Below are 18,573 nucleotides of genomic sequence, written 5' to 3' on the forward strand. Positions count from 1 at the left end.
GCTCCAGCGGCGGCGGGGGCGGCGGTGGTGGCGGCGGAGGCGGTGGATNGTGGTGACGTTCCTGTTGGTCGTGGCGCTGATCGTGGCGGTGCTCGTCCTCATCGGATTTGTGCTCGGCTACAACAAGATTCGTGGCGCGGACGTCCGGGTCGCCGAGGCGCTGTCCGGTATCGACGTCGAGCTCACCCGACGGGCCTCGCTGATCCCCGGCCTGGTGCACACGGTGCAGACGTTCGCGGCCCACGAGAAGGGCCTGTTGGAGCATGTGACCAACGCCCGCGCAGCGGTGGCTGCGGCGACCACGGGCGGATCCGTCGCGCAGCGCAGCGCCGCAGAGAAGGAGCTCGACACCGCCCTGGTGCCGCTGCTGGCGCTGGGACAGAGCTATCCGCAACTCAACTCGTCGCAGAACTTCCTCGATCTGCAGCAGAACCTCGCGGACACCGAGAACAAGCTGGCCTTCGCCCGGCAGTACTACAACGATGCGGTCGCCACGTTGAACCGCTCACTGAGCACCATCCCGTGGATGTTCGTCGCCCCACTGACCGGGGTCGCCGAGCGGGAGTACTACCAGACGCCTCGATAGCGCGGCGACGTCGTCCCTACACTGGCTCGGTGCGTGTTGTCTTCGCCGGCACCCCCGAGCCGGCTCTACCGTCCCTACGTCGGCTCATCGACTCGACCCGGCACGAGGTGGTCGCCGTGCTGACCCGCCCGGATGCCGCCGCCGGACGGCGCGGACGCCCGGCGCCGTCGCCGGTCGCGCAACTCGCGCTGGACACCGGCATCGCGGTGCTGCGGCCCGCGCGCCCCAACAGCGTGGAGTTCGTCGCCGAACTGGCCGAGTTGGCGCCGGACTGCTGCGCGGTCGTCGCCTACGGCGCGCTGCTCGGTGACGACCTGCTCGCGGTGCCCCCCCATGGCTGGATCAACCTGCATTTCTCGCTGCTGCCTGCATGGCGCGGCGCCGCTCCGGTGCAGGCGGCCATCGCCGCCGGAGACTCGGTGACCGGCGCCACGACGTTCCAGATCGAACGCAGTCTGGACTCCGGGCCGGTGTACGGGGTGGTCACCGAGACGATCCGGCCCACCGACACTGCCGGTGACCTATTGGATCGGTTGTCGGTCTCGGGTGCGGCCCTGCTGGAGTCGACTCTGGACGGCATCACCGACGGCATCCTCACCGCCGTGCCGCAGCCCTCGGACGGCGTCACCGCCGCACCCAAGATCACCGTGGACGAGGCGCGGATCCGCTGGGAGTTGCCGGCCCACGTGATCGAGCGCCGGATCCGCGCGGTCACTCCCCAGCCGGGCGCCTGGACCATGATCGGTGATCTGCGGGTCAAGGTGGGGCGGGTTTCCGTTTCGGCCGAGGCGCCGGAAGGGTTGCAGCCGGGGGAGATTCGGGTAACGCGCGACGGCGTGTGGGTGGGCACCGGGTCGACATCGGTGCGGCTGGAACGGATCCAGCCACCCGGCAAGAAGCCGATGATCGCCGCGGACTGGGCCCGCGGTGCCCGCCTCGACGAGAGCGAACGCGCTCGATGACCCGGCCGGCCAAGCGCCGCCCCGCCCGGCGCCAAGAGCTCGACCCAGCCCGTCGGGCCGCGTTCGACGTGCTGCGCGCCGTCGCCGAGCAGGACGCCTACGCCAACCTGGCGCTGCCGGCCATGCTGCGGGAACGCGGCCTCCACGGCCGGGACGCGGCGTTCGCGACCGAGCTGACCTACGGCACCTGCCGCACCAGGGGTCTGTTGGATGCGGTGATCGCCGACGCGGCGGGCCGGCCCATCGACAGGATCGATCCGGTGCTGCTCGATCTGCTCCGGTTGGGCACCTACCAGTTGCTGCGCACCCGAGTCGAACAGCACGCCGCGGTGTCGACGACCGTCGAGCAGGCCGGCATCGAATTCGACACCGCGCGAGCAGGTTTCGTCAACGGGGTGTTGCGGACGATCGCCCGCAGAGACGAGCGCAGCTGGGTTGACGAGCTGGCTCCGTCGATGTCGACCGATCCGGTGGGCCATCTGGCGTTCGTCCACGCCCACCCGCGCTGGATCGCACAGGCGTTCGCGGACGCTCTCGGCGCGGACGCGGGAGAGCTGGCCGACCTGCTGGCCAGCGACGACGCGCGTCCCGAGGTGCATCTCGCGGCCAGGCCGACGGCGCTGACCGCAGCAGAGCTGGCAGCGCAGGTGCACGGCACGGTCGGTCGGTATTCGCCCTACGCGGTGTATCTCGCCGGTGGGGACCCGGGGTTGCTCGCCGCGGTGCGCGACGGGGTGGCGCTGGTGCAGGACGAGGGCAGTCAATTGGTGGCTCGGGCGCTGACGCTGGCACCGCTGGACGGTGCCGACGGTGGCCGCTGGCTGGACCTGTGCGCGGGACCGGGCGGCAAGACGGCGTTGCTGGCCGCGATGGGGCAGGCGGCCGGTGTCGAGGGTGTCCGGGTCACCGCGGTGGAACCGGCGCCCCGGCGCGCCGATCTCGTCGAGGAGAACACCCGAGGTCTACCCGTCGACGTGATCCGCGTCGACGGCCGCGACCCTGGCTTCGAGCCGGGTTTCGACCGGGTGCTCGTCGATGCGCCCTGCACCGGGCTGGGCGCGTTGCGGCGGCGTCCCGAAGCCCGCTGGCGCCGGAAACCCGGCGATGTCCCCGCGTTGGGCCGGCTGCAGCGGGAACTGCTGGGATCGGCGATCCGACTGACCCGGCCCGGCGGGGTGGTGCTCTATGCGACGTGTTCGCCGCACCTGGCCGAAACGGTGGGGGTGGTCGCCGATGCCCTGCGCCGACACCCGGTGCGCGCGCTCGACGCCCGACCGCTGTTCGACCCGGCTGAACAGCTGGGGGCCGGCCCCTACGTTCAGCTCTGGCCCCACCGGCACGGCACCGACGCGATGTTCACGGCTGCGCTGCAAGTAGGCTGACACCCATGTCTGCCGTGCCGTCAGCCCCGCTGATCGCCCCGTCGATTCTCGCCGCCGACTTCGCCAGGCTGGCCGAGGAGACCGCCGCGGTGCACGGCGCGGACTGGCTGCACGTGGATGTCATGGACAACCATTTCGTGCCGAACCTGACGCTGGGTCTTCCAGTGGTGGAGTCGCTGTTGAAGGTCACCGACATTCCGATGGACTGCCACCTGATGATCGACAGCCCCGAGCGGTGGGCGCCGCCCTATGCGGAGGCCGGCGCCTACAACGTGACCTTTCACGCCGAGGCCACCGACGACCCCGTGGGCGTCGCCCGAGATATCCGTGCAGCCGGTGCCAAGGCCGGGTTGGCGATCAAACCGGGCACCCCGGTCGAGCCGTATCTGGAGATACTGCGGGACTTCGACACCGCGCTGATCATGTCGGTGGAACCAGGTTTCGGCGGACAGAAGTTCATCTCCGAGGTGCTGCCCAAGGTCGGAACACTGCGCCGCCTCGTCGACGCCGGTGAGCTGACCGTGATCGTCGAGATCGACGGTGGCATCAACGATGACACCATCGAGGAGGCGGCCGAGGCGGGAGTCGACTGCTTCGTCGCGGGCTCGGCGGTTTACAGCGCCGAGGACCCCGCTGCCGCGGTGGCGGCCCTGCGTCGGCGGGCGGCGGCCGCGTCCAAACATCTGACGCTATGAACCTCGACGCCGCGATGCGGGCGGCCATCGAACAGGCTGACCGCGTCAAGGGGCGCACCTACCCGAATCCGCCTGTGGGCGCGGTCATCCTGGACCGCGAAGGAGAAGTGGCCGGTGTCGGGGCCACCTCACCGGTCGGTGGTCCCCACGCCGAGGTGCTGGCCCTGCGCCGGGCCGGCCGGCGTGCTGTCGGCGGCACCGCGGTGGTCACGCTGGAGCCGTGCAACCACTACGGGCGCACCCCGCCCTGTGTGGAATCCCTTGTCGAGGCCCAGGTTTCGTCAGTGGTATACGCTTTGCCCGACCCGAACCCGGTCGCGGCGGGTGGCGCGGGCCGGCTGGCCGAGGCCGGTATTGATGTCACCGCCGGAGTGCTGTCCGAGGCCGTCGCGGGCGGCCCGCTGCGGGAATGGCTGCACAAGCAACGTACCGGATTGCCGCATGTGACATGGAAATTCGCCACCAGTGTCGACGGCCGAAGCGCCGCCGCCGACGGGACCAGCCAGTGGATCACCAGTGAGGCCGCCCGTGCCGACGTGCACCGCCGGCGGGCCGCTGCCGACGCCATCCTGGTCGGCACCGGCACCGTGTTCGTCGACGACCCCAAGCTGACCGCCCGGCTTCCCGACGGCCGCCTCGCCGACGACCAGCCGCTGCGTGTAGTGGTCGGTATGCGCGAGATCTCGCCGGATGCACAGGTTCTCAACGACGACACTCGGACGATGGTGATCCGCACCCGGGACCCGCACGAGGTTCTCAAGGCGTTGTCGGACCGCACCGACGTCCTGCTCGAAGGTGGCCCCACGTTGGCGGGTGCCTTTCTGCGTGCCGGTGTGATCGATCGCATCCTCGCCTATGTGGCGCCGATCCTACTGGGCGGGCCCATCGCCGCCGTCGACGATGTCGGGGTGCTCAGCATCGCGCACGCCCAGCGGTGGCGCTTCGACGGGATGCAACCCCTGGGGCCCGACGTGCTGCTCAGCCTGACCCCTGCCTAGCGCCGCTACGAGGCGGCGAAGACGTCCACCAGGGCGTCGCAGAAAGCCGGCAGATCGTCGGGATTGCGGCTCGACACCAGCGTGCTGGGGCCGTTGGTGCAAGTGACCACCTGCTCGTCCACCCAGTGGGCGCCGGCGTTGCGCAGGTCGGTCTGCAGGCTGGGCCACGAGGTGATCGACCTGTCGCGGACCGCGTCGGCCTCGATCAGGGTCCACGGGCCATGGCAGATGACCGCGATCGGTTTGCCGGCCCCGAGGAAACCCTTGATCAGATTCATCGACGCGGTGTCCATACGCAGGTTGTCCGGGTTGGCCACCCCGCCGGGCAGCACCAGTCCGGCGTAGTCGCCGACGGCTGCGTCCTGCGCGGCCTTGTCCGCTTCGAAGGTGTCCGCAGCTGTCAGATGGTTGAATGCCTGGATCTTTCCCGCTTCGGTGGAGATCAGCACGGGTCGGCCTCCGGCCTGCTCGACGGCCTTCCACGGGTCGGTCAACTCCACCTGCTCGACGCCCTCGGTGGCGACCAGGAACGCAATCCGCTTGTTATCCAATCGTTTCCCTGATGGTTGTGTCATGTTCATCCTTGCTCGTCAGTGTTCGGTTTCACATGCGATACCCGGGGCGGTGGACGGTCAATCGCGGCGATCCACTCGTAAACTGGTGACAACCCCGTCGAGGCGGGGCGGGAATATCGCGCTTTCACCGATGAGTTGCGCAAGGTGAGCACGAACAAAGGACAACGACCATGACTGCACTGCAGGACTGGCTGAACCTCAGCCCGGTCGCCCCCCGTGACATCAAGGCAGTGCTGAGCGACGCCTGGCGGCATCTGACGTCAGGGGAGTCCGGGCCGGCCGACGAGCCTCAGCTGATGGGTCGCGGGCTGGAGCGCTGCTGAGGGTCGCCCGTGACCTCGGGTTCGGGGTCGGACTCCTCGGCGTGCTCGTTGCGGGCGCTGATCAGTAGCCCCAGCACTGCGCCCACCACACAGACGATCGCGGTGATCGAGAAGATCTCGGCGTATTGCAGCACGTAAGCCTCGCGCACGCGGGCGGCCTCGGCGCTCAGCCGTTCGGCGAGGGTGTTTCCGCCGGTGCTGGCGGGCAGGCTGGCCAGGTGCTGGTTGAACCGGTACAGGCCCCAGGCGCTCAGCGCCGCGATGCCGATCAGCATGCCGATCATCCGGGCGACCACCACCGCCGCCGAAGCGATGCCGTGCTGGGCGGCGGGCACCACCCGCAGCGTCGCCGAGGTCAGCGGGCCGATCACCAGGCCCAGCCCGAAGCCGGCGATCGCCAGGTCGGTGTCGAGCGTGGGCAGCGTGACGAATCCCAGGTCATGACGCGCCGTGAGCAGATCAACCGGCCACTTCGAGATCAGCAGGTAGCCCCCGGCGGCGATCAGCAGCCCGCAGAACGCGATGATCCGGTCGCCGACCCGAGTGGCCAGCCAGCCACCGAGCAGGGCGCCGACGGGCAGCGCGACCAGGAACCGCAGCAGCAGGAATGCGGCCTCGTTCTGGTCCTGTCCGAGGACTCCCTGACCGAACAGTTCGACGTTGACCAGCGTGACCATCAGCGCCGCACCGGCCGTCAACGACGCGCCGAGCGCGGCCAGGAACGGCCGGAAGTGCACCCCGGCGGGCTCCAGCAGGCGGGTGCGGGCGAACTTCTCCCAGACGAAGAACGCGACGGTCGCCACCGCCGCGGCGATCAGCAACGGCGGGCCCCACTCGGGTAGCACATTCCTGCCGTCGGGTGCCGGGTTGTACAGCCCGATCACCGCCAGGCCCAGGGCGACGGCCAGCAGGAGGCCCCCGACCACGTCGACCTTCTGCGGGTCCTCGGTCTTCTGGCGGCCGGGCAGGCTGAAGTGGATCATCACCATCGCGATGGCGGCCAACGGCACGTTGACCCAGAAAACGGACTGCCAATGGCCGAACAGCCACACCAGGGTGATGCCGTAGATCGGGCCGAGCACGCTACCCAGTTCCTGGGCGGCACCGACGCCACCGAGAACGGCCGCGCGGTTGCGCGCCGCCCACAAGTCGGCCGCCAACGCCAGGGTCACGGGCAGAAGCGCGCCGCTGGCGGTGCCCTGGACGATGCGGCCCAGAACCAGGATCGTCAGATCGGTGGACAGTGCGGTGATCACCGATCCGAGAGCAAAACCGACGAGGCTGACCTGGATCAGCGTCTTGCGGCCGAAGCGGTCCGACGCCCGGCCCAACAGCGGCATCGCGGCGATGTAACCGAGCAGGTAGCCGGTGATGATCGGGGTGACCCGCTGGATCTGATTCACGCCGATGCCGACGTCGCGCATGATGTCGGTCATGATCGTGACGACGACATAGGTGTCGAGGGCACCGAGCACCACCGCGAGGCTGCCCGCGCTGATCGCGATGCGACGGCTGGTCTGGCCCGACTTCACGGCCGGCCCGGTCCCCGGGGGCGAAGCGTGCATCACACCGCTGGTTTGTCGACGGTGACCGGCTCGCCCCACTTCGACAGCGTCATCGTGACGCTGTTACCCGGGCTCGGTTCCAGCCTCGCCTGCATCAACTCATGGTCGCCGTCCTCGGCGATCCAGGCCGTACCGGGTACCGGGCCCGTCGCCGCGATCTGCGGAGCGATCTTGTTCACGGCATCGGCGGTGACGTTGCCCGTGATGCGCACCGTCTCGACGCCCTCGATGGTCTCGCGGCCGTCGGCCCTGGCCTCAGAGAAGTTGGCCAGCACATTGGCCAACCCCGCGTCGGGGCTGAGGATCGCCGCGACGTCGTAGATGTCGGACGCGGGTCCGAAATTCGACAGGCTGCCCCCCGAGGTGATCGCGGCATACAGGTCACCGTCGGACACCACGAACTGGACACCCTCGAGGCGCTGGCCCAGGAAGATGATGTCGGCGGTGCCCTTGGCGGCGACCGCCGGCGTCTGCGTGAGATCACCCACCAGGGATTCGACCGGCAGTTCGGCGATCTGGCCCTGCACCGAGAGCTCGAGGTGGGCGCTGGTCTGGCCCTTGGTCGTCTCGCTGGACTCCTGCAGCAGGGTCACGGGGTCGGGCAGTTCGGCGGCGGAATCCTCCGACGATGAGCCGGAGCACCCGGCAACGAGGGCGATGACGGCCACGAGCGCGGCGAGTATCGCCAGAAGGCGGGTCTGCATGCCAGCATCGTAGTGGGTGCCGGCGCATGGACGTGCTCCCCGGCCCTGGGGTGTGAGTGCAATCATGGCTTCCGAGCTGCACTTTCGGCACATCTTGATGGAGCGTTCGCCGGAGGAGGCTCTAGGCTGGCAACGTGTTCACCGGAATCGTCGAAGAGTTGGGTGAAGTCGTCGGCAGGGAGAATCTCGGCGACTCCGCGCGGCTGGTCATCCGTGGTCCGATCGTGACATCAGACGCCGGGCACGGGGACTCGATCGCGGTCAACGGCGTGTGCCTCACCGTCGTCGACGTTCTGGCCGACGGTTCGTTCTCGGCCGACGTGATGGATGAGACGCTGAACCGGTCGAGCCTGCGCGGCATCGATGTCGGCTCCCGGGTGAATCTGGAGCGGGCCGCGGCCATCAGCAGCAGGCTGGGCGGGCACATCGTGCAAGGTCACGTCGATGGGGCAGGTCACGTCCTGTCGCGTTCGCCGTCGGAGCACTGGACCGTGGTGCGGATCGCGTTGCCCGCCGAGCTGTCCCGCTACGTCGTGCACAAGGGGTCGATCACCGTGGACGGCGTGTCGCTGACGGTGTCCGGGCTTGGAGACAGCTGGTTCGAGGTGTCGCTGATCCCGACCACGCTCGACCTGACGACGCTGGGTCGCGCGGATGTCGGCGCCCCGGTCAACCTCGAGGTCGACGTCATCGCGAAGTATGTCGAGCGGTTGCTGGCCGACAGGGACGGCCCGGGAAGCGGGTAACCGCCGCTTTGTTCGAACGAAACTTTGCTACATCCGCGACACGCCGATTGCAGCAACATGCCGAAACCTCTGGCTCAACAATTGACGGTGACGTAATCTCCACCATCGGTAGGGGTGACCAGGCGAGGAGATTGTTGTGGCCAAGCATCGGAAGGTCTCAGCTAAGCAAACCAACCAGGCTAAGCGCTTAGCGGTAGTTGCGTTTCTGGGGCTGGTGGTCGCCTCGCCCGGGCTCGCGGTCGCGTCCGCCGAGGCCACCGAAGGTGCGTCCGCGTCGTCCGGCGCCGATTCCGGCGCGAAGCCCGATGCGGGCCGGAAGGCCGATCCGGGCACTGAAGGCGACGACGCCGGTGGCGTCGACGAGGGCCCCGACACCGGTGGCGTCGACGAGGACCCCGACACCGATGAGGCCGATGAAGATCCCGACACCGATGAGGTCGACGAGGACCCCGACACCGATGAGGCCGATGAAGATCCCGACACCGATGAGGTCGACGAAGGACCCGACACCGATGAGGTGGACGAAGATCCCGACACCGATGAGGTCGACGACGACACCGATCCCGGGCCTACGCCGGAGCCGGAGAATGCCGCACAGCCGGCCGCTCTGAGAAGCAATGACCCCGACCCGGTCGGCGACGAGCAATCGGCGCCGACGTCCGTCGACGTCGAGCCGGAAGCGCAGACGGCTGAGATAGATGAGCCTGCGGCGGAAGCGCCGAGCACGCTGATGGTCACCACTGCGGATGCGCCGGCAGACGAAAACGAGAAGTCGCCGTGGGACTTCCTGCCCGAGTATCCGGAGATCGCGGGCGTCACCAAGACCGAGGTGGCCGCGGTGGTGTTCGTCGCCGCGGCGGCCGCGACGGTGGTCTCCATCCCGACGGCTCCGCTCCTGACGATCCCGCTGCTGCTCGTCACCGTTGCCGCCTGGACACGGTTCGAGGAGCTCGGGACCAACCATCACGCCCCCACCGCCCAAGTGACGAACACGATTCGGGCTCTCGGTGTGGTGACCGGCACGCTGATCGGCAACGACGAGGACGGCGACCCGGTCAACATCACCCTGGAGAACGGGCCGGCGAACGGCAACGTGGAGATCATCGGCAGCCCGTTGCTGGGTGGCTTCCAGTACATCTACACGGCGAACAATCCGCTGACCCTCGGCGAGATCAACGACTCGTTCACCATCACGATCGACGACCGCGGTGGCTGGCGGAACCATCCGCTCGGCATGCACGCGGTGTCGATGACGATCGACGTCACATCCGGCGCTGTGATCAACAGCTTTCCGGTCTTCACCCAGCAGGCGACCATCGTCAGCACCGACCCCGAGACCCAGCAGATGCAGGGCACCTTCGCAGCCACCGATCCGGACGGCACGCCGCTGACGTTCACCGGGTTCGCCGTGTCGTCGCTACTGGGGACAACCGTCCAGGTCAGCTACGACGAGGACGGCAATGGCACCTTCACCTACACGCCGTCGGATGAAGCCATCCAGGCTGCGGCGCTCGACATTCTCGGCATCGGTGACCTGATCACGATCACCGCAACCGATGCCAACGGTGGCTTCGCGATCAGCACGGTCACCGTTCACCTCGTGCCCCCCAACAGCCCACCCCTGGTCGTCCCGGTCGGGACGACGATCCCGGATCTCATCAGCGGAGTCGCCACCGGTTCCGTGCTCGGCACCGATCCCGACGGCGACACGCTGCAATACAGCGTCACGGGGTACGGAGGAGGCCCGTCGGCGATTCTCGGCAGCGGCAGCATGGTCGTCGTTGATGCCGATGGGAGGTGGACCTACATCCCGTCGCTGGACGGTGGCGATCCACTCCTGGGGATCATCGACGACAGCTTCAGGATCTACGTCACCGACGGCCGCGGCGGACAAGCATCCACTCTCATCGGCCTAATCACCCACGAGCTCGCGATCGACTACGACAACACGGCTGTCAGCGGAGGAGTGACGGGTGCGCTGGCGATCCCGTCCGCGATGTCCGGTCTGCTCACCTACAGCTTGGGCGACGGCGCCCCCGCAGGCGTCACCGTCAACGCAGACGGCACCTATGCCTACAGCGGCACCTCTCCGGCGAGCTTCTCGATCGTCGGGACCAACGCGTACGGCGCGTCGCTGCCGGTGGCCAACGTCACAGTCACCCCGAACCGCGCGCCCACGGTGGAATCCAAAGGCCTCGGCAACCCGCTACCCGGGAAAACGGAGACCTGGACGCCGGTGATCGTCAGGGACGCAGACGGCGACACCGTCACCTGGAGTGGCAGCGCGTCGAACGGGACAGTGTCGTTCTCCACACCGGTCGACATCACCGACCCGTTGAGCGGTGCCAGGACCAGCAGTCGGACCGTGACCTACAAGTCGAACGGCGGCAGTGACGGCAGCGTCATTCCGCCGCAGCTGCCCTCCAATGGCCCCTCCGACACGATTCACATCACGGTCACCGACTCGAAGGGGCTGTCGACGACGTTCACGCTGTCCTACCCGGTCTGAGGGTCGGTTGTCGCCTGCACATTCTCATCGAACCGCCAGGCAATAACCGATCTCCACTCGTGGTTCATACTGAGAGGCACTGACGACAGGGTTCCGCACCGGGACCGGCAAGGGTGGTGGAGATGACGAGGCTCGATTCGGTCGAGCGTGCGGTGGCAGATATCGCCGCAGGTAAGGCCGTCGTCGTCATCGACGACGAGGACCGGGAGAACGAGGGCGACCTGATCTTCGCCGCCGAGAAGGCCACTCCCGAACTCGTGGCCTTCATGGTGCGCTACACGTCCGGGTACCTGTGCGTGCCGCTCCACGGTGACGTCTGTGACCGGCTCGGCCTGCTGCCGATGTACGCGGTCAACCAGGACAAGCACGGCACCGCCTACACCGTCACCGTGGACGCGAAACTCGGTGTGGGAACCGGCATCTCGGCTTCGGACCGGGCCACCACCATGCGGCTGCTGGCCGATCCGACCAGCGTCGCCGACGACTTCACCAAGCCGGGCCACGTGGTGCCGCTGCGCGCCAAGGACGGCGGCGTGCTGCGTCGTCCCGGCCACACCGAGGCCGCCGTGGACCTGGCCCGGTTGGCCGGTCTGCAGCCCGCAGGAGCGATCTGCGAGATCGTCAGCCAGAAGGACGAAGGTGACATGGCGCAGACCGATGAGCTGCGCATCTTCGCCGACGAGCACGACCTGGCCCTGATCTCGATCGCCGACCTGATCGAGTGGCGGCGCAAGCACGAAAAGCACATCGAGCGAGTCGCCGAGGCCCGCATCCCGACCCGCCACGGGGAGTTCCGAGCTGTCGGCTACACCAGCATCTACGACGAGGTCGAGCACGTCGCGCTGGTCCGGGGCGACATCGCCGGCCCACACGGTGACGGCCACGACGTGCTGGTGCGGGTGCACTCCGAGTGCCTGACCGGCGATGTGTTCGGCTCCCGCCGATGCGACTGCGGGCCACAGCTCGACGCCGCGCTGGCGATGGTGGCCCGCGAAGGCCGCGGCGTGGTGCTGTACATGCGCGGCCACGAGGGGCGGGGGATCGGCCTGATGCACAAGCTGCAGGCCTATCAGCTCCAGGACGCCGGTGACGACACCGTCGACGCCAATCTCAAGCTGGGTCTGCCGGCCGACGCCCGCGATTACGGGATCGGCGCACAGATCCTCGTCGACCTCGGCGTGCGGTCGATGCGCCTGCTGACCAACAACCCCGCCAAGCGGGTCGGGCTGGACGGGTACGGGCTACACATCATCGAGCGGGTGCCGCTGCCGGTGCGGGCCAACGCCGAGAACATCCGATATCTGATGACCAAGCGCGACCGGATGGGCCATGACCTGGTCGGTCTCGAAGACTTCGACGAGGCACTTCCCGGCGAGTTCGGCGGCGCGGTATGACGGCCTCGGGCGGAGCGGCGCAATGAGCCCTGCAGCCGGCGTCCCCGACCTGCCCGAGCTGGACGCCTCTGACATCACGTTGGGCATCGTGGCGAGCACGTGGCACGAGACGATCTGCGACGCGCTTCTCGAGGGTGCGAGAAGGACGGCGACAGACGCGGGGATCGCCGACCCGACGATCGTGCGGGTGCTCGGAGCCATCGAGATCCCGGTGGTGGCACAGGCGTTGGCCGCGACGCACGACGCCGTGGTGGCACTGGGCGTGGTGATCCGCGGGGAGACACCACATTTCGACTATGTCTGCGACGCCGTCACGACCGGGCTGACACGGGTGTCGCTGGACGCGTCCACCCCCGTCGCCAACGGAGTGCTCACCACCAACACCGAACACCAGGCTCTCGACCGCGCCGGGCTGCCGACGTCAGCCGAGGACAAGGGCGCCCAGGCCGCAGCCGCCGCACTGTCGACGGCGCTGACGCTGCGCCGGCTGAGCTCATGAGCGCTGATGGCGGAGACATCTGGGATGTCCAGGTCAAGCCGTACCTGACACCGATCTTCGCCTACGGCGCGGCGCTGGTCATCCTCGCCGCCCATGTCGTGGTCGGCGTGCTACTCACAGCGTCGTCGACCGGGGTGATCTTCCGCACTGCCGACCAGGTCGCCATCGCGATGGTGGGGGCGGTCATCGCGGCCTTCGTGTGTCTGTTCGCGCGGCCGCGGCTGCGGATCGGGCCGTCCGGCGTCGCGGTACGGAACCTGTTCGGCTACAAGCTGTTTCCCTGGAGTGAGGTCAGAGGGTTGTCATTTCACCCTGGTGCGCGCTGGGCCCGCCTCGATCTTCCCGACGACGAGTACATGGCGGTGATGGCCATTCAGGCTGTCGACAAGGGCAGAGCCGTCGAATCGATGGACCGGGTGCGTACCGCATTGCAGCGCTACCGACCCGACATCAACTCGCACCACCCATGACCACCCCTTCTCGGCGTGGGTCGGCGCCACCGACCCAGCCCGACGCGACGCGGACGATGGCGGACAAGCCGCTGGACTGATCGCCGAGGTCCACCTGTCTCGTGGACCAGAACCGCATCATTCGGCGGTAGTCGACCAGCCGCGTCGGTACACCGCAGTAACCTGGGTTGCGTGCCCGATCCAGCGACGTACCGACCCGCTCCTGGATCGATTCCCGTCCAACCCGGCGTCTACCGGTTCCGGGATCCGCACGGCCGGGTCATCTACGTGGGCAAGGCCAAGAGCCTGCGCAGCCGGCTCAACTCCTATTTCGCCGACATCGGCGGCCTGGCGCCGCGGACCCGGCAGATGGTCAGCACCGCGGCAGCGGTCGAGTGGACGGTCGTCAACACCGAAGTGGAGGCGCTGCAACTCGAGTACAACTGGATCAAGGAGTTCGACCCGCGATTCAACATCCGCTACCGCGACGACAAGTCCTATCCGGTGCTGGCGGTGACTCTCAACGAGGAGTATCCCCGGCTGATGGTCTATCGCGGTCCGCGCCGCAAGGGCGTGCGCTACTTCGGCCCGTACTCGCATGCCTGGGCGATCCGCGAAACCCTCGACCTGCTGACCCGGGTGTTTCCCGCCCGAACCTGCTCGGCGGGAGTGTTCAAGCGGCACACGCAGATTGATCGCCCATGTCTTCTCGGCTACATCGACAAGTGTTCTGCGCCGTGCATCGGCCGCGTCAGTGCGCAGGAGCACCGGCGGATCGTCCTGGACTTCTGCGACTTCCTCGCGGGCAAGACCGACCGGCTCGTCCGTGAGATGGAACAGCAGATGAGCGCTGCGGCCGCGGATCTGGACTTCGAGCGGGCCGCCAGGCTGCGCGACGACATCTCCGCGTTGCGGCGGGCGCTCGAGAAGCAGGCGGTGGTGTTGGGGGACGGCACCGATGCCGACGTCGTCGCCTTCGCTGACGATGCGTTGGAGGCGGCCGTTCAGGTATTCCACGTGCGGGGTGGGCGCGTCCGCGGGCAACGCGGGTGGATCATCGAAAAGTCCGGGGAACCGGGCGAATCCACTCCCGAGTATCTGGTCGAACAGTTCGTCACACAGTTCTACGGAGACCAGGCCGAGCTGACTGCTGCGGGCGCCGCCGGAATGGATGAGGCGACCAATCCGGTGCCGCGCCAGGTCCTGGTCCCGGTGCTGCCGGGTAACTCCGAGGAACTGGAGACCTGGCTGTGCCGGCTGCGGGGGTCGCGGGTGTCGTTGCGGGTGCCGCAGCGCGGGGACAAGCGGGCCCTGGCCGAGACGGTCCGGCGCAACGCGCAGGACGCGCTGGCTCAGCACAAACTCAAGCGTGCCGGCGACTTCACCGCCAGAAGTGCTGCGCTGCAGAGTATTCAGGAGACCCTCGGTCTGGAGGATGCACCGCTGCGGATCGAGTGTGTCGACATCAGCCATGTGCAGGGCACCGACGTGGTCGCGTCGCTGGTGGTGTTCGAGGACGGGCTGCCCCGCAAATCCGACTACCGGCATTACGCGATCCGCGACGCCGCAGGTGACGGCCGGTCCGACGATGTGGCCTCGATCGCGGAGGTGACCCGGCGGCGGTTTCACCGCCACCTGCGCGATGCCCAGGAGCGGGTCGACGATCAGCAGGAAGACGGTCCTCGCGCGAGCGCTCGTCCGCACAGGTTCGCCTACCCACCCAATCTGTTCGTGGTGGACGGCGGAGCGCCCCAGGTGAACGCGGCGGCGGCGGTTCTCGAAGAGTTGGGCATCACCGACGTCGCGGTGATCGGGTTGGCGAAGCGACTGGAGGAGGTGTGGGTGCCGTCCTACGACGGAACACCGCCGGAGCCCGTCATCTTCTCCCGCAACAGTGACGGGCTGTATCTGTTGCAGCGGGTGCGTGACGAAGCCCACCGGTTCGCGATCACCTACCATCGCAGCAAGCGGTCCAAGCGGATGACCGCCTCGGCGCTGGATTCGGTGCGCGGCCTGGGTCAGCACCGCCGAAAGGCGCTCGTCACCCACTTCGGCTCGCTCGCCAGGTTGAAACAAGCCAGCGTCGAGGAGATCACCGCGGTCCCCGGCATCGGCGCCACCACGGCGCGGGCGGTGCTCGAGGCGCTGGGCGTGGCCGACCCGGAAACCGTTTCGGAGGCGCCCGCCGCGGATATCGGCAATGATCAGGACAGCAGAGCATCGGGATGACAGAGCAGGGAATGCACGAGGAACTCCATGGCGAAGGCAACCCGGAGGATATCGAGCCGGGTATCGACGTGGTGCTCGTCACGGGGCTCTCGGGCGCCGGTCGGGGCACCGCGGCAAAGGTGCTCGAAGACCTGGGCTGGTACGTCGCCGACAATCTGCCGCCCGAACTGATCGCGCGGATGGTCGAGTTGGGGCTGGCCGCGGGATCACGCATCACCCAGCTCGCCGTGGTGATGGATGTTCGATCGCGGGGCTTCACCGGCGATCTCGACTGGGTGCGCTCCGATCTGGCCACGCGCAACATCACCCCGCGGGTGCTGTTCCTGGATTCCTCCGACGACATCCTGGTGCGCCGCTACGAGCAGAACCGCCGCAGTCATCCGCTGCAGGGAAACCAGACCCTCGCAGAGGGCATCGCCGCGGAACGGGCGATGCTGGCCCCGGTGCGCGCGGCCGCCGATCTGGTGATCGACACCTCGGCCCTGTCGGTTCCCGCGCTGCGGGAGAGCATCGAGCGGGCCTTCGGCGGCGAGACCGTCGACCACACCAACGTCACCGTGGAGTCCTTCGGCTACAAGTACGGCCTGCCCATGGACGCAGACACCGTGATGGACGTCCGGTTCCTGCCCAACCCGCACTGGGTCGACAATTTGCGCCCGCACTCCGGTCAGCATCCAGACGTCCGCGACTACGTACTTGGCCAACCCGGCGCCGTGGAGTTCCTCGACTCCTACCATCAGCTGTTGGACGTCGTGATCGACGGATACCGGCGGGAGGGGAAGCGCTACATGACCGTCGCCATCGGCTGCACCGGCGGTAAGCATCGCAGCGTGGCGATGGCCGAGGCGTTGGCGGCCCGGCTGGAGCACGGCGCGGCGCTGACGGTGCGGGTGTTGCACCGGGATCTGGGGCGCGAATGAGTTTCCCCGCACGCGAGGAGGACAGGTGAGTCCCCGCATCGTCGCTCTGGGCGGTGGACACGGGCTCTACGCCACGCTGTCGGCGGCACGCCGGATCAGCCCGCACGTCACCGCTGTGGTCACCGTTGCCGACGATGGCGGTTCATCTGGCCGGCTGCGGAACGAACTAGGTGTGGTGCCGCCGGGCGATCTGCGAATGGCGTTGGCGGCGTTGGCTTCCGACAGTCCGCAGGGCACCTTGTGGGCGACGATCATCCAGCACCGGTTCGGCGGCAGCGGCGCCCTGGCCGGCCACCCGATCGGCAACCTGATCCTGGCCGGACTGCACGAGGTGCTCGCCGATCCGGTGGCGGCACTCGACGAACTGGGCCGGGTGCTCGGCGTCAAGGGGCGGGTGCTGCCGATGTGCCCGGTGGGCCTCGAGATCGAGGCCGACGTGGTGGGTCTGGAGTCCGACCCCCGGATCGGCCGCACGATCCGTGGTCAGGTCGCGATCGCCACCACCGTGGGCAAGGTCCGCCGGGTCCGGCTGCTGCCCGGCGATCCGCCGGCGACCAGGCAGGCGGTCGATGCGATCATGCACGCCGACCTGGTGGTGCTCGGGCCGGGTTCCTGGTTCACCAGCGTGATCCCGCACGTCCTGGTGCCGCAGTTGGCGGCGGCGCTGAGGGCGACGGCCGCCCGTCGCGCTCTGGTGCTCAACCTGGTGGCCGAACCGGGGGAGACGGCGGGCTTCTCGGTCGAGCGTCACATCCACGTGCTGGCCCAGCACGCGCCGGACTTCACCGTGCACGACATCATCGTCGATTCGGCCAGCGTGCCCAGCGACCGCGAGAGGGACCAGTTGCGCCGCACCGCCACCATCCTCGATGCCCACGTTGAGTTTGCTGCCGTTTCCAGACCTGGTACACCTTTACATGACCCGGCGAGGTTGGCCGCGGCGCTGGAGGGGGTACGCAGGCGCGGCATGGCACCAACCGACACAGCCCAGGCGACCCAGCAGCCGACTGTGCCCGCACCGACAGTGAACGGACCGAGAGGTGACGACCCGTGGCGATGACAGCCGAGGTCAAGGATGAGCTCAGCCGGTTGGTGGTCAATTCGGTGAGTGCACGTCGCGCCGAGGTGGCCTCACTGCTGCGGTTCGCCGGCGGGCTGCACATCGTGTCCGGGCGGGTCGTCGTCGAGGCCGAGGTCGACCTGGGGATCATCGCCCGCAGGCTGCGCAAGGACATCTACGACCTGTACGGCTACAACGCCGTGGTGCACGTGCTGTCCGCGAGCGGTATCCGCAAGAGCACCCGGTATGTGGTCCGGGTCGCGAAGGACGGGGAAGCGCTGGCCAGACAAACCGGTCTGCTCGACCTGCGCGGCCGGCCGGTGCGTGGGTTGCCCGCCCAGGTCGTCGGCGGAAGCGTCGCCGACGCCGAAGCCGCTTGGCGGGGCGCATTTTTGGCGCACGGGTCGCTGACCGAGCCAGGACGGTCCTCGGCGCTGGAGGTCAGCTGCCCCGGTCCGGAGGCCGCGCTGGCACTTGTCGGAGCGGCCCGGCGGCTGGGGGTTGGCGCGAAGGCCCGCGAGGTGCGCGGCAGCGACCGCGTCGTGGTCCGCGACGGCGAGGCCATCGGTGCGCTGCTCACCCGGATGGGAGCCCAGGACACCCGGCTCACCTGGGAAGAGCGCCGGATGCGTCGCGAGGTGCGGGCGACGGCGAACAGGCTGGCGAACTTCGACGACGCCAACCTGCGGCGGTCGGCGCGGGCCGCGGTGGCCGCGGCGGCGCGGGTGGAACGGGCGCTGGAGATCCTGGGCGATACGGTGCCCGACCATCTTGCCGCCGCGGGCAGCCTGCGCGTGGCGCACCGGCAGGCGTCGCTGGAGGAACTCGGTCGCCTCGCCGAGCCGCCGATGACCAAAGACGCTGTGGCAGGCCGGATTCGACGGCTGTTGTCGATGGCCGACCGAAAGGCCAAGCAGGACGGAATCCCCGACACCGAGTCAGCTGTGACCCCGGACCTGTTGGAAGACGCCTGAGTG

At 68.5% G+C, this 18,573-nt stretch carries 18 protein-coding genes; 15 read left to right on the plus strand and 3 right to left on the minus strand.

From position 1 onward, the window contains the following. Positions 1-49: 49 nt before the first annotated feature. Genes BEMPMBAN_RS03480 through ribD form a run of 5 tightly spaced genes read left to right on the plus strand, consistent with a single transcriptional unit; the run spans position 50 to position 4,623 of the window. On the plus strand, positions 50-586 hold the full coding sequence (locus BEMPMBAN_RS03480) for a LemA family protein (RefSeq protein WP_159229003.1): 537 nt from the start codon (positions 50-52) through the stop codon (positions 584-586). A gap of 29 nt (positions 587-615) precedes the next feature. Then, a complete protein-coding gene (gene fmt, locus BEMPMBAN_RS03485; protein ID WP_159229004.1) occupies positions 616-1,548 on the plus strand; it encodes a methionyl-tRNA formyltransferase in 933 nt (310 codons plus the stop codon). Next, positions 1,545-2,930, plus strand: a complete 1,386-nt coding sequence (locus BEMPMBAN_RS03490) for an RsmB/NOP family class I SAM-dependent RNA methyltransferase (protein WP_159229005.1) — start codon at positions 1,545-1,547, stop codon at positions 2,928-2,930. The genes fmt and BEMPMBAN_RS03490 overlap by 4 nt, the downstream gene beginning before the upstream one ends. Before the next feature lie 5 nt (positions 2,931-2,935). Next, positions 2,936-3,625, plus strand: a complete 690-nt coding sequence (rpe, locus tag BEMPMBAN_RS03495; RefSeq protein WP_200845856.1) for a ribulose-phosphate 3-epimerase — start codon at positions 2,936-2,938, stop codon at positions 3,623-3,625. Then, positions 3,622-4,623, plus strand: a complete 1,002-nt coding sequence (gene ribD, locus BEMPMBAN_RS03500) for a bifunctional diaminohydroxyphosphoribosylaminopyrimidine deaminase/5-amino-6-(5-phosphoribosylamino)uracil reductase RibD (RefSeq protein WP_159229006.1) — start codon at positions 3,622-3,624, stop codon at positions 4,621-4,623. Before rpe ends, ribD begins: the two co-directional genes overlap by 4 nt. 5 nt (positions 4,624-4,628) lie before the next feature. On the opposite strand, the gene BEMPMBAN_RS03505 is transcribed toward ribD, so the two are convergent. Next, positions 4,629-5,198 carry a type 1 glutamine amidotransferase domain-containing protein gene (locus BEMPMBAN_RS03505; RefSeq protein ID WP_200845857.1) on the minus strand — a complete coding sequence of 190 codons (570 nt, stop codon included), beginning with the start codon at positions 5,196-5,198 and terminating at the stop codon, positions 4,629-4,631. 170 nt (positions 5,199-5,368) lie between these two features. Between BEMPMBAN_RS03505 and BEMPMBAN_RS03510 the strand changes: the two genes are divergently transcribed. Continuing rightward, a complete protein-coding gene (locus BEMPMBAN_RS03510) occupies positions 5,369-5,521 on the plus strand; it encodes a hypothetical protein (protein WP_200845858.1) in 153 nt (50 codons plus the stop codon). Here the strand turns inward: BEMPMBAN_RS03510 and BEMPMBAN_RS03515 are convergent. Then, a complete protein-coding gene (locus BEMPMBAN_RS03515; RefSeq protein WP_159229007.1) occupies positions 5,488-7,086 on the minus strand; it encodes an MFS transporter in 1,599 nt (532 codons plus the stop codon). The genes BEMPMBAN_RS03510 and BEMPMBAN_RS03515 overlap by 34 nt on opposite strands. Next, positions 7,086-7,790 carry an LppX_LprAFG lipoprotein gene (locus tag BEMPMBAN_RS03520; protein WP_159229008.1) on the minus strand — a complete coding sequence of 235 codons (705 nt, stop codon included), beginning with the start codon at positions 7,788-7,790 and terminating at the stop codon, positions 7,086-7,088. The genes BEMPMBAN_RS03515 and BEMPMBAN_RS03520 overlap by 1 nt, the downstream gene beginning before the upstream one ends. A gap of 134 nt (positions 7,791-7,924) precedes the next feature. Between BEMPMBAN_RS03520 and BEMPMBAN_RS03525 the strand changes: the two genes are divergently transcribed. The 9 genes from BEMPMBAN_RS03525 to whiA all read left to right on the plus strand — a co-directional run bounded on the left by BEMPMBAN_RS03525 (position 7,925) and on the right by whiA (position 18,570). After that, entirely contained in the window at positions 7,925-8,536 is a 612-nt protein-coding gene (locus BEMPMBAN_RS03525) for a riboflavin synthase (RefSeq protein ID WP_159229009.1), read from the plus strand. Positions 8,537-8,672: 136 nt separating this feature from the next. Next, positions 8,673-11,045, plus strand: a complete 2,373-nt coding sequence (locus tag BEMPMBAN_RS03530) for an Ig-like domain-containing protein (protein ID WP_159229010.1) — start codon at positions 8,673-8,675, stop codon at positions 11,043-11,045. Positions 11,046-11,167: 122 nt separating this feature from the next. Further along, positions 11,168-12,439, plus strand: a complete 1,272-nt coding sequence (locus BEMPMBAN_RS03535) for a bifunctional 3,4-dihydroxy-2-butanone-4-phosphate synthase/GTP cyclohydrolase II (RefSeq protein ID WP_159229011.1) — start codon at positions 11,168-11,170, stop codon at positions 12,437-12,439. A 22-nt stretch (positions 12,440-12,461) separates the two neighbouring features. Next, positions 12,462-12,938, plus strand: a complete 477-nt coding sequence (ribH, locus tag BEMPMBAN_RS03540; RefSeq protein WP_159229012.1) for a 6,7-dimethyl-8-ribityllumazine synthase — start codon at positions 12,462-12,464, stop codon at positions 12,936-12,938. Further along, positions 12,935-13,408, plus strand: a complete 474-nt coding sequence (locus BEMPMBAN_RS03545) for a PH domain-containing protein (protein ID WP_159229013.1) — start codon at positions 12,935-12,937, stop codon at positions 13,406-13,408. The genes ribH and BEMPMBAN_RS03545 overlap by 4 nt, the downstream gene beginning before the upstream one ends. 171 nt (positions 13,409-13,579) lie before the next feature. Further along, a complete protein-coding gene (gene uvrC, locus BEMPMBAN_RS03550) occupies positions 13,580-15,616 on the plus strand; it encodes an excinuclease ABC subunit UvrC (RefSeq protein WP_159229015.1) in 2,037 nt (678 codons plus the stop codon). Then, positions 15,613-16,536 carry an RNase adapter RapZ gene (gene rapZ / locus BEMPMBAN_RS03555; protein ID WP_200845859.1) on the plus strand — a complete coding sequence of 308 codons (924 nt, stop codon included), beginning with the start codon at positions 15,613-15,615 and terminating at the stop codon, positions 16,534-16,536. Before uvrC ends, rapZ begins: the two co-directional genes overlap by 4 nt. A gap of 25 nt (positions 16,537-16,561) precedes the next feature. Next, entirely contained in the window at positions 16,562-17,596 is a 1,035-nt protein-coding gene (locus BEMPMBAN_RS03560; protein ID WP_159229016.1) for a gluconeogenesis factor YvcK family protein, read from the plus strand. Beyond that, positions 17,593-18,570, plus strand: a complete 978-nt coding sequence (gene whiA / locus BEMPMBAN_RS03565) for a DNA-binding protein WhiA (protein ID WP_159229138.1) — start codon at positions 17,593-17,595, stop codon at positions 18,568-18,570. Before BEMPMBAN_RS03560 ends, whiA begins: the two co-directional genes overlap by 4 nt. Positions 18,571-18,573 lie beyond the last annotated feature (3 nt).

Source organism: Mycolicibacterium austroafricanum (assembly GCF_902705885.1).
Lineage (GTDB): Bacteria > Actinomycetota > Actinomycetes > Mycobacteriales > Mycobacteriaceae > Mycobacterium > Mycobacterium vanbaalenii_A.

What these genes read in the sequence shown, in the direction of transcription:
- BEMPMBAN_RS03490 (WP_159229005.1), top strand. Translation starts at nt 1,545, where the DNA reads ATGACCCGGCCGGCCAAGCGCCGCCCCGCCCGGCGCCAAGAGCTCGAC.
- rpe (WP_200845856.1), top strand. Translation starts at nt 2,936, where the DNA reads ATGTCTGCCGTGCCGTCAGCCCCGCTGATCGCCCCGTCGATTCTCGCC.
- ribD (WP_159229006.1), top strand. Translation starts at nt 3,622, where the DNA reads ATGAACCTCGACGCCGCGATGCGGGCGGCCATCGAACAGGCTGACCGC.
- BEMPMBAN_RS03505 (WP_200845857.1), bottom strand. Translation starts at nt 5,198, where the DNA reads ATGACACAACCATCAGGGAAACGATTGGATAACAAGCGGATTGCGTTC.
- BEMPMBAN_RS03510 (WP_200845858.1), top strand. Translation starts at nt 5,369, where the DNA reads ATGACTGCACTGCAGGACTGGCTGAACCTCAGCCCGGTCGCCCCCCGT.
- BEMPMBAN_RS03515 (WP_159229007.1), bottom strand. Translation starts at nt 7,086, where the DNA reads ATGCACGCTTCGCCCCCGGGGACCGGGCCGGCCGTGAAGTCGGGCCAG.
- BEMPMBAN_RS03520 (WP_159229008.1), bottom strand. Translation starts at nt 7,790, where the DNA reads ATGCAGACCCGCCTTCTGGCGATACTCGCCGCGCTCGTGGCCGTCATC.
- BEMPMBAN_RS03535 (WP_159229011.1), top strand. Translation starts at nt 11,168, where the DNA reads ATGACGAGGCTCGATTCGGTCGAGCGTGCGGTGGCAGATATCGCCGCA.
- ribH (WP_159229012.1), top strand. Translation starts at nt 12,462, where the DNA reads ATGAGCCCTGCAGCCGGCGTCCCCGACCTGCCCGAGCTGGACGCCTCT.
- BEMPMBAN_RS03545 (WP_159229013.1), top strand. Translation starts at nt 12,935, where the DNA reads ATGAGCGCTGATGGCGGAGACATCTGGGATGTCCAGGTCAAGCCGTAC.
- rapZ (WP_200845859.1), top strand. Translation starts at nt 15,613, where the DNA reads ATGACAGAGCAGGGAATGCACGAGGAACTCCATGGCGAAGGCAACCCG.
- whiA (WP_159229138.1), top strand. Translation starts at nt 17,593, where the DNA reads ATGACAGCCGAGGTCAAGGATGAGCTCAGCCGGTTGGTGGTCAATTCG.